Source organism: Halorubrum persicum (assembly GCF_002727125.1).
GTDB classification, from domain to species: Archaea; Halobacteriota; Halobacteria; order Halobacteriales; family Haloferacaceae; genus Halorubrum; species Halorubrum persicum.
On record NZ_NHOA01000050.1, the window covers coordinates 1 to 10,475 of the forward strand.

8 protein-coding genes are annotated in these 10,475 nt (G+C 69.1%); 2 read left to right on the forward strand and 6 right to left on the reverse strand.

Annotated elements, in window-relative coordinates:
* The coding region (gene purB, locus DJ69_RS08005) for an adenylosuccinate lyase (RefSeq protein WP_245851566.1) at positions 1 to 1,539 on the reverse strand (1,539 nt) is incomplete at its 3' end.
* Positions 1,540 to 1,706: 167 nt separating this feature from the next.
* Here purB and purN point away from each other — a divergent pair.
* A complete protein-coding gene (gene purN / locus DJ69_RS08010) occupies positions 1,707 to 3,311 on the forward strand; it encodes a phosphoribosylglycinamide formyltransferase (protein WP_099255147.1) in 1,605 nt (534 codons plus the stop codon).
* Positions 3,312 to 3,519: 208 nt separating this feature from the next.
* Here purN and DJ69_RS08015 read toward each other — a convergent pair whose 3' ends face one another.
* The 3 genes from DJ69_RS08015 to DJ69_RS08025 form a co-directional block, all read right to left on the reverse strand.
* Positions 3,520 to 4,755 carry a digeranylgeranylglycerophospholipid reductase gene (locus DJ69_RS08015; RefSeq protein ID WP_099255148.1) on the reverse strand — a complete coding sequence of 412 codons (1,236 nt, stop codon included), beginning with the start codon at positions 4,753 to 4,755 and terminating at the stop codon, positions 3,520 to 3,522.
* A gap of 185 nt (positions 4,756 to 4,940) precedes the next feature.
* Positions 4,941 to 5,804 carry a 2-oxoacid:ferredoxin oxidoreductase subunit beta gene (locus DJ69_RS08020; protein WP_099255149.1) on the reverse strand — a complete coding sequence of 288 codons (864 nt, stop codon included), beginning with the start codon at positions 5,802 to 5,804 and terminating at the stop codon, positions 4,941 to 4,943.
* A gap of 3 nt (positions 5,805 to 5,807) precedes the next feature.
* A complete protein-coding gene (locus tag DJ69_RS08025; protein WP_099255150.1) occupies positions 5,808 to 7,565 on the reverse strand; it encodes a 2-oxoacid:acceptor oxidoreductase subunit alpha in 1,758 nt (585 codons plus the stop codon).
* A 436-nt stretch (positions 7,566 to 8,001) separates the two neighbouring features.
* Between DJ69_RS08025 and DJ69_RS08030 the strand changes: the two genes are divergently transcribed.
* Positions 8,002 to 8,646, forward strand: a complete 645-nt coding sequence (locus DJ69_RS08030; protein WP_099255151.1) for an FAD-dependent oxidoreductase — start codon at positions 8,002 to 8,004, stop codon at positions 8,644 to 8,646.
* A 109-nt stretch (positions 8,647 to 8,755) separates the two neighbouring features.
* Here the strand turns inward: DJ69_RS08030 and DJ69_RS08035 are convergent, their stop codons facing one another.
* Positions 8,756 to 9,259: a PaaI family thioesterase gene (locus DJ69_RS08035; protein ID WP_099255152.1), complete on the reverse strand. Its 504-nt coding sequence runs from the start codon at positions 9,257 to 9,259 to the stop codon at positions 8,756 to 8,758.
* Positions 9,256 to 10,377, reverse strand: a complete 1,122-nt coding sequence (locus DJ69_RS08040) for a pyridoxal phosphate-dependent aminotransferase (RefSeq protein WP_099255153.1) — start codon at positions 10,375 to 10,377, stop codon at positions 9,256 to 9,258. Before DJ69_RS08040 ends, DJ69_RS08035 begins: the two co-directional genes overlap by 4 nt.
* Between the last annotated feature and the right edge of the window lie 98 nt (positions 10,378 to 10,475).

Genomic DNA, 10,475 nt, shown 5'->3' on the forward strand with positions numbered 1-10,475 from the left:
CGAGCGCGTGAAGGAGCTCACCCGCGGGAAGCGCGTCACCCTCGACGACTTCCGCGACCTCTTCGACGACCTCGACGTCGACGAGGGGGTTCGCGAGGAGCTGAAGGCGCTGACGCCGGCCGGGTACGTCGGCGTCAGCGCCTTCAGCTCCTCGCGAACCCCCTCGTCGACGTCGAGGTCGTCGAAGAGGTCGCGGAAGTCGTCGAGGGTGACGCGCTTCCCGCGGGTGAGCTCCTTCACGCGCTCGTAGGCGTCCGTGTCGCCCTCGCGCCGGAGGATCGTCTGGACGGCCTCGCCGATCACTTCGGGCGTCGCCGCCAGCTCCTCGCGCATGACGGTCTCGTTCGGGACGACCGTTTCGAGCCCGTCGCCGGCCTTCGAGTAGCCGATCAGGCAGTGGGCGAGGGCGGCGCCCACGTTGCGCTTGACGGTCGAGTCCGAGAGGTCGCGCTGGAGCCGCGAGGTCGTCACGTAGTCGGCGAGGAAGGTGAGGTCCGAGTTCGCCTTCGAGAGGTTCCCCTCGCTGTTCTCGAAGTCGATCGGGTTCACCTTGTGCGGCATCGTCGAGGAGCCGGTCTCGCCCTCGACGGTGCGCTGCCCGAGGTACCGGTCGGAGACGTAGAGCCACGCGTCCAGGTCCAGGTCGAGGAGGACGTTGTTGACGCCCCGCAGCGCGTCGAACAGCGCGGCGAGGTCGTCGCAGGGGTTCACCTGCGTCGCGAGCGGGGTGTGTTCGAGGTCGAGCCCGCGCACGAACGACTCCGCGAACGCCGACCAGTCGACCTCGGGGTAGGCGGCGTCGTGGGCGGCGTAGGTGCCCGAGGCGCCCGCGAGCTTCCCGGAGAGATCGCCGTTCGCGACGACGACCCGCCCGAGCGCGCGACCGAGCCGCGAGGCGTACACGGCCATCTCCTTGCCGAAGGTCGTCGGGGTCGCGGGCTGGCCGTGGGTGCGCGCCAGCATCGGCGTCTCGCGGTGCTCCCGCGCGAGCTCGGCGAGCGCGTCGCGCACCTCGCGGATCGCAGGGACGACCGCCTCGCTCACCGCCCGTTTCACCAGTATCCGGTGCGCGAGGTTGTTCACGTCCTCGCTCGTGAGCCCGAAGTGGATCCACGGGTACAGCGCCTCGCTATCCGCGACCGGTCCGGACGCCGCCAGCCCGTCGAGCCGGACCCGCAAGAAGTACTCGACCGCCTTCACGTCGTGGTTGGTCGCGCTGTACCCCTCGGCACCCTCGACCTCGAGCGCCTTGATCAGGCGGGCGTCCTCGACGGAGAACTCCTCGTAGATCGCGCGGAGGTGCGCCTCCGCGTCGCCGTCGAGCGCGATCGGCGTCGCGTCGAGGGCGGCGAGTTCGATCAGGTACTCGACCTCGACGCGGGTCCGGGCGCGCATGAGCGCGGCCTCGCTCACGTACGGCGACAGCGGCGCGGTCCGGGAGGCGTAGCGCCCGTCGAGGGGAGACACCGCCGCGAGCGGGTCCGACCGCGACAGCCCTGCGATAGCGTCACGGCCCGTCGGTTCGGAGTCGTCGGTCATGTCCGCGACTGCCGCCGGAGCCAGCAAAAGCGTGTCGATGGGAGTCGCACGGACGTGGATCCGTTTTCGATCTCTACCGGGGTCTCGGCTGAGATGTATCCGCGAACGTGAATAGACTCCCGCGACGGACCGCAATCGATATACGCGATCGGTCGGTCCCATCGTGTATGAAGATCGCCGGACTCGCGAGCAACCGGGGGCGGAACCTCAGACACATCGCCGACGCCGCGCCGGGGGGCGCGGAGCTGTCGGTCGTCCTGACCAACCGCGAGCAGGCGCCCGTCTTGGAAGCCGCGACGGAGCGGCGGATCCCCACCGAGGTCGTCGAGCGCGAGGACGGGGAGTCGCGGGCGGCCCACGAGCGACGGATCGTCGACCGACTGGCGGGGTACGACTTCGACCTCGTCTGCCTGGACGGGTACATGCGCGTGCTCACCGACGCGTTCCTCGACGCGGTGCCCACGACGCTGAACGTCCACCCCTCGCTGTTGCCCGCCTTCCCCGGCACGGACGCCCACGAGCAGGTGCTCGACGCCGGGGTCCGCACCACGGGCTGTACCGTCCACGTCGTCACCGAGGAGGTCGACGCCGGCCCGATCGTCACGCAGGAGCCGGTGCCCGTCTACGAGGGCGACGACGCCGACGCGCTGAAAGACCGCGTGCTCCGCGACGCCGAGTTCACGGCGTACCCGCGGGCGGTGCGGTGGTTCGCGGAGGACCGCGTGACGGTCGAGCGCGACGGTGACGACGCGCCCGTCGACGTGACCGTCGACGGCGACGCGGGGGGCGACTTCCCCGAGCGGCGGTTCGTCTCCGAAGAGCGCGCCGAGTCGCTGCGGTACGGTGAGAACCCCCATCAGGACGCCGCGCTCTACGTCGACGACGGCTGCGAGGAGGCGAGCGTCGTCGACGCGCCCCAGCTGAACCCCGGCGCGAAGGGGATGGGGTACAACAACTACAACGACGCCGACGCCGCGCTGAACCTCGTCAAGGAGTTCGACGAGCCCGCCGCCGCCGTGATCAAACACACCAACCCCGCCGGCTGCGCGACGAGCGACACGCTCGCGGACGCGTACGACCGGGCGCTCCGCACCGACGCGAAGTCCGCGTTCGGCGGCATCGTCGCGCTGAATCGCACATGCGACGCCGACACCGCCGACGCGATCGCCGACTCCTTCAAGGAGGTCGTCGTCGCCCCCGGCTACACCGACAGCGCGCTCGACGTGCTCCGCGAGAAGAAGAACCTCCGCGTCCTCGACGTGGGCCCCCTCGGTGAGGGCGACGAGCGCTTCTCCGAGCGGTTCACCGAGAAGCCGGTCGTCGGCGGACGGCTGGTCCAAGAGCGAGACCGCCAGTCGCCGGCCCCGGACGATCTCGAGGTGGTCACCGAGCGCGAGCCCACCGAGGCGCAGTTGGAGACGATGACGTTCGCGTGGAAGACGCTCAAACACGTGAAGTCGAACGGGATCCTGTTCGCGACCGGAACGGAGACGGTCGGCGTCGGGATGGGGCAGGTGTCGCGCGTGGACGCCGTCACGCTCGCCGGGATGAAGGCCGAGAAGGACGCCGACGGGAAGTCCGCCGAGGGCGCCGTGATGGCCTCGGACGCCTTCTTCCCGTTCCCGGACGCGATCGAGGAGGCGGCCGAGGCCGGGATCGAGGCCGTGGTCCAGCCCGGCGGCTCGGTCAACGACGAGGACGTGATCGCCGCGGCCGACGAGCACGACATGGCGATGGCGTTCACCGGCTCGCGCTGCTTCCGACACGACTGAGACGGCGGTCCGTCACCGCCTCTCTGACCGCGTCCATCCGCGTTTCTCGGGGCGGGCACCGCCCGCGCCGCTCCCGATCACCGATACCCACCACTACCCCGAGAGCACCCGCTACCGGTGGTTCGTGAGGATGCCCGGCAATCAGTGACCGACGCTAGGCCGGAGCCGGTTCAAAAATCGGTCGACCGGTCGACGCGGAGGCGGGACGCTACGTTCCCAACTGCTCGCGCGCGAACTTCGTCAAGAGCGGGAGGTCGGAGAGGTGGAGGAGCTTCGCCATCGACGCCTTCTGGCCGCGGTTCGCCTTCTCGAGCGTGTTCTCCTCCGCCCGCTGGAGATCGCGCATGAACTGGTCGTAGCGCTCGTTGGGGGCGAGGTACAGCAGCCGCGTGAGCATCAGGCGCGCCTTCATCCGCGGGGCCACGTCGCGGTGCCAGAGCCGCTCGTAGACGGCGAGGCTCTCGGCGTCGAGGCGACGCTCCGAGTCGGTGAGACACCGGTCGACGGTGGCCGCCGCGGCGCGGGCCGACTTCATCCCCTTGTGGATCCCCTCGCCCCACAGCGGGTCGATGGAGGGGACCGTGTCGCCGATCGCGAGGAAGCGGTCGGTGTGCATCTCGTCGGGCATCTGGATGTGCGCGGAGCCGCGGTGGACCTTCCCGTCGATCTTCTCGGCGTCGGCGAACCGCGGGTCGCGGTCGACCCACGCGTCGAGGTAGCCGTCGACGGTCTGACCGTCCTGGGCGAACTCGCGGTGGCGGTCGTTCTGGATGTAACAGATCCCCACCTTCGCGGTGTCCTCGCCGGTGGCGAAGATCCACGAGTAGCCGCCGGGGGCGATGTCGTGGTCGAGCCGGAGCATCATCGCCCGGCGGAGGTCGGCGTACTCCGGGTGGTTCATCTCGACGCCCTCCATCTCGTACTCGATGCCGATCGCCTGGTTCTCGCGCTCGAGGTCGACCACGTCGAGCGCGCTCGCGATCGGCGCCGCCGGACCGGTCGCGTCGACGACCACCTCGGCGTACACCTCCTCGTCGCCGTTGTACCGGACTCCTTCGATGACGCCGTCGTCGTCGAGGATGGGGCGGGAAACCCGCGCGTCGAACCGGTACTCGGCACCGTTCTCGCGGCCGTGCTCGACGAGGAACCGCTTGAACTCGGCGAACTCCAACACCGCGCCGGGTTGGTAGCTCTTGTAGTGGTTGTTGGGCGACTCCAACACCACGTCGTCGGTGTACGACATCACCACGTCGTCGGGGATACCGAAGGAGGACATCATCGACGGGAACGTCCCGGCGGTCGACTTGTTGCTCTGGCGGGGGAACTCGTCTTCCGGTTCCGTTTCGAGAACGACGACGTCGTAGCCTCGCGTCGCCAGATCGCGAGCGCACTGGGCGCCCGCCGGTCCGGCACCCGCGATCACGACGTCGTAGCGATCAACCATATACCCGTGAATACGGACCCACGTAATTAGGCTTGCTGAAACCGGTCGCAACCAGGCCGTGAGCCGGTTCGGCCGCCGAAATTTGGCGGTTCGTTGAGGACGGAATATCCGAAGGCGGTCCGACCCCTCAGCGAACTGGTCGCAGCCGGAACGCGACGCAAAAAACCGTTCCGCTCAGCGCCGGGTCAGTAGAACTCGCGGACGAGGTCCGTCGCGCCCTCGGGCGCGCCGTCCGGGATGACGGACATGTCCTCGTCGACGCCGTGGCGCTCGTGGTACGGCACCGACTCCTCGTCCTGGTAGATGACGCCTTGATGCTCCGTCTCGTCGTCGAAGATGACGTCTTTGGCGGCCGCCTTGTCGCTGGGGTCGTGGTCCGTCTCCTTCAGGTCGACCAGCGAGTCGCGGAAGTAGTCGTAGGTGTCCACGTCGTTGAACGTCACGCACGGCGAGTAGACGTTCACGAAGCCGAACCCGTCGTGTTCGACCGCCTTCTGGATGATCTCCTGATGGCGGAGCGCGTCCGACGAGAACGACTGGGCGATGAACGTCGCGCCCGACGCCAGCGCCAGCGCGTGGGGGTTGACCGGGGGCTGTTTGGGGCCCTCGGGGCTCGTCGAGGTCTCGAAGTCCTCACGCGAGGTCGGCGAGGCCTGCCCCTTCGTCAGCCCGTAGATGCGGTTGTCCATCACGACGTACGTCATGTCGACGTTGCGTCGAACGGCGTGGACGAAGTGGCCCGCGCCGATGGAGTAGCCGTCGCCGTCGCCGCCGGCGACCATCACTTCGATGTCGGGCCGGGCCATCTTGACGCCGGTGCCGACGGGGAGTGCGCGTCCGTGAACGCCGTGGAGCGCGTAGCTGTGCATGTACGTGCCGATCTTGCCGGAACAGCCGATACCGGCGACGACGAAGGTGTTGTCGGGGTCGTTGCCCGTCTCTGCGAGGGCCTTCATCATCCCGTTCATGGTGCCGAAGTCGCCGCATCCCGGGCACCACGTCGGCTGCTTGTCGGACTTGAAGTCGGTGAATCGAATGTCTGAGCTCATTGGTTACGCCTCAACCCCCTCCGAGAGGGTCGCTTTGATGTCGTCTGCGAGTTCGTCAGCCTTGAACCGCACGCCGTTGTACTTGTTAATCCGGTCGACCCGCTCTAACACGTCGTGTTCGACGAGGTCGGCGAACTGCCCCTGCTCGTTACACTCCACGACGATGACGTTCTCCGCCGCCGCCACGTCCTCGGAGAGGTCCGGTCGCGGGAAGATGTACGGAACCGAGAGCACCCGCACGTCGTACCCGTCGTCCGCGAGGAACTCGACGGCTTCGGCGAGCGCGCCCTCGTTCGACCCCCACGTGACCACGAGCGTGTCGGCGTCCGCGTCGCCGAACTCGCGCGGGCTCCAGTCCTCGCGTTGGCGGGCCGTCTCGACCTTTCGGTTGCGCTTGTCGACCTGCTCGACGCGCATCTCGGTGTCCTCCGTCCGGCGGCCCTGCTCGTCGTGCTCGAGGCCGGTGGACATGTGCGCGCCGTCGGCGGTGCCGGGGAACGCCCGCGGCGAGATCCCGTCGTCGGTGATCTCGTGGGGCTGGAAGCCGCCGGAGTCGCTCATGTGGTCGTCGATGTCGGCCTCGTCGACGACGAAGCCGCGGTCGACCTCCACCTCGTCCATGTCGAAGGTGTCCGGGGAGAACGTCTGCTCGGTGACCGCCATCGAGAGGTCGGCGGTGAGGTAGACGGGGAGCTGGTACTTCTCGGCGAGGTTGAACGCCTCCACCGTCTTCCAGAAGCACTCGGCGATCGTCGTCGGCGCGAGCACGAACCGGGGGACCTCCCCGTGGCCGCCGTACAGCATCTGGTTTAAGTCGCCCTGCTCCTGCTTCGTCGGCATCCCGGTCGAGGGGCCGGAGCGCATCACGTTACAGATGACCAGCGGCGTCTCCGAGGTCGCGATGAGCCCGAACGTCTCGGTCATCAGGTCGATCCCCGGACCGGACGTGGCGGTCATCGACCGCGCACCGCCGCGGGCGGCGCCGAGCGCCATGTTGATCGCGGACAGCTCGTCTTCCGCCTGCACGACGTGGCCGCCGTAGCGCTCGATCCGACCGGTGAGATACGTCATCACGTCGGTCGCGGGCGTGATCGGGTAGCCGGCGTAGAAGCGGCAGCCGGCCGCGATGGCGCCCATCCCGATTGCTTCGTCGCCGTTGAGGAGGACGTAGTCCTCGTCGGTGGTCTCGAGGTCGTAGTCGAACTCGTGGTCGTACTCCTCGGCGACGTACGACTGCCCCGCGCGGGCAGCCTCCTTGTTGTTGTCGACGAGCTTCTGGCCCTTATCGGAGAAGCGCTTCTCCAGCGCGGAGTCGAGGTTCTCGATGGGGAACTCGGCGACCTCGCAGGCCGCGCCGAGCGCGACGACGTTCCGCATGATCGCTCCGCCGGCCTCCTCGGCGAGCCGTTTGAGGGGAACGTCGATCCCGATCATCTCCTCGGGGATCTCCACGTCCTGCATCGTCGTCCGCTCGCCGTCGTAGATGATCACCGACCCCTCGTGGAGCTCCTCGAGGTTCTCCTCGATCGTCCGGGGAGTCAGCGCGATGAGAACATCCAGGCGATCGACGACGCTCTGTACCTTGTCGACGGAGGTTCGCACCTTGTAGGCGGTGTAACCGCCTCGGATCCGCGAGGCGAAGTCCTTCGACGTGAACACGTGTCGACCCGCCCGAGAGAGCGCTTGCGCGAAGATCTTCCCGGTCGAGTCGATGCCGTCGCCGGCCTCCCCGCCGACGGCCCAATTGAAGTCCGCAGCCATGCTATGAGGGGGATTTCGCCGGACTCATCAAAAGACTTCTGGAAGGAGCCATCGACCCATTTCTGAACATTTACTGAATTCTGCGCGAATTTTGACGGAAAGAGCGCCCGGTTACGGGTATATGTCGTTTATGCTGGACAAGTGTTTTTGGTATCTCTCACGATCGACCCGCATCGTCGTCGGGTGTTTTCGACGGTCGTCGAACAGCGGAGGGCAGCGCCGGGAGCCGTCCGCGCCCGAGCACAAGCGGGGGGCGCGTGGAGAGACCGGAGAGGGCGGAGAGGGCGAACCGGAGAGGGCGGAGAGGGCGAAAAGGACGGAGAGAAGAGGGACGGCCCGCGGCTCGGTCCGACGGACGGGCGCTCGCGTCGGTTTCGACACGGGCAGCACCGACGCCGACGGGAACACGTTTGTGTCTCCCGGTCGGATCGCAGACATGGACACGACAGCGACTGTCAGCGCGGTCGAAACGGTCGGCCGCGACACGTACGCCCTCCGGTTCGACGCCCCCGACGGGTTCGCCGCCGAGCCCGGTCAGTTCGTCAAACTCGGTACCGAGATCGACGGCGAATCCGTCGCCCGCTTCTACACCCTCTCGTCGCCGACCGTCGGCGACACCTTCGAAGTCACGATCGGCATCGACCCCGACGAAGGCGGCGAGTTCTCCGCGTTTCTCGCCGACGCCGAGGCGGGCACGGAGATGACCCTCTCCGGCCCCTTCGGCGATCAGCACTACGACGGGGAGCCGCGTGCGGTCGTGATCGCGGGCGGCCCCGGCGTCGGCCCGGCGGTCGCCATCGCGGAGCGCGCGCTCGACGACGGCGCCGAGGCCGCGGTCGTCTACCGCGACGACGACGTGTCGCACGCGGACCGGCTGGACGCGCTGGAGGAGCGCGGGGCCGCGGTCTACCGCCTCGACGCGGACGAGGCGCTCGACGCGGCGGTCGCCGAGTCGCTGACCGGAAGCGAGGGTGAAACCGTCTTCGTGTACGGGTTCGCCGACCTGGTGGCCGACGCCGAGGCCGCGGTCGAGGCCGCCGGCGGGGACGCCGACGCGGCCAAAGTCGAGAACTTCGGCTGAGCGCTGGCGCGCGGGTTCGGACGGACACTCGCGGGTCGCGGGTGCGCGGCGTGACCACCCCTCCGTCTCAACCGCGCTCGGCACCGCAGGCGCACGCCGACCGCGGCTCTCACTCTCCCTGATCGAGATCCCACGGCGCGTCGTCCGGGAGATCGCTCGTCTTGTACACGCCTCTGCCGACGGCGACCGTTCTGCTCTCGGCGTCGTCGTCCGCCTCGGTGTCGCGGCGGAACTCGTCCGCGTCGCCGTCCGGTTGGACGACCTCCACGTCGACGACCGCCGTCTCACCGCCCTCGCGGACCGTCTCCGCGGTCGCGACGAGGTCGTCGGTCGCCGGCGCGAGGTAATCGATCCGGAAGTCGATCGTCGGCGTCGGAAACCCGACCAGCGCGGTCGCGGCCGCGCCGGCGACGCTGTCGGCCAGCGAGAAGGCGACGCCGCCCTGGGCGATCGCCTGCCGGCGGTTCGAGGAGTGCTTCTCGCCGAACTGCAGGCGGCCGACCGCGCGCCCCTCCGCGGCCTCGGTCACCTCGATGTCGAGCAGGTCGCGGAACGGACTGCGGTTGAAGTAGTCGAGGATGTCGTCGGTGTCGTCGGTGTCGTCGTCGCTCATCGCGGATCAGGGGCGTCGGCGGCGAAGTAGTCGGTGAGTCGCTCCGCGGCCTCGGCGGCCCGCGGCGTCACGAGGGCGAAGCGGATCCACTCGTCGCGGGCGGTGCCGAACGCGTCGCCCGGCATCCCGGCGACGCCGGCCTCGTCGACGAGGCGCTTGACGTTCGCCATCGTGCCGGGGAAGCCGTCGAAGCGCGCGAGCACGTAGAACGCACCCTCCGGGCGGGTGTACTCGGCGCCGGCGGCGTCGAGCGCGTCGGTGAACGCGTCAGCGCGGGCGGCGAGCAGGTCGCGCGCCTCCGCGTAGTAGTCCGGCGGCGTCTCCGCGAGCGCGTGGTGGACCGCGTACTGCGAAGGCCGCGCCCCGGTGACGTTCACGAGCATGTGCCGCGTCTTGGCGTCGCCGACGTGCGCCTCGGGGAAGACGCCGTAGCCGACTCGGAACCCCGTGATCGCCATCGACTTCGAGAAGCCGCTGGTGACGATCACTCGGTCGGAGGAGAGCGTCAGGGCGGACTCGAACTCGCCGGTCAGGTCGTAGTGGTCGTACACCTCGTCGACCACGACCAGAGCGTCGACCGCCTCAGCGATCGCGACGACCTCGCGAATCGCGTCGGTGCCGTAGACGGCGCCGGTCGGATTGTTCGGCGTGTTCAGGACGATCAGCGCCGTGTCCGCGCTCGCGGCCTCGCGGATCGCCGCGACGTCGAGCCCGCCGTCGCGCTCGGTCGGGACGAGGGTCGACTCCCCGCCGAGCATATCCGTCTTCCCGGGGTAGTACGGGTAGACGGGGTCCATCAGCAGCGCCTCGTCGCCCGCGCCGCGCTCGAACGCGCGCGCCATCGCGAGGTAGTTCGCCTCGCCCGTCCCGTTCGTGACCACCACGCGGTCGGGGTCGACGTTCCGCCGCGCCGCGATCGCCTCGCGGAGCTCCAGCAGCCCCTCGCTCGGCGGGTACTGGAAGTCGTCCGGCGGGAGGTCGGCGTACTCGTGGAGCGCCTCCCGCAGCGCGGCCGGCGGCTCCCAGTCGGGGTTGCCGCTCACCATGTCGATGACATCCCCGTCGGCCCGGGCCGCGTACTGCATCACGTGGAAGAACTTCGGCTCCTCGTACTCCATACCGGTCGGTCGACATCGGGCGCCGTGGCTCTTTCGACTGGTCGGCCGCGCGCGACACCGACCCCGCTCCCCGCTGGATCGACCCCTCTGCTCCCCGC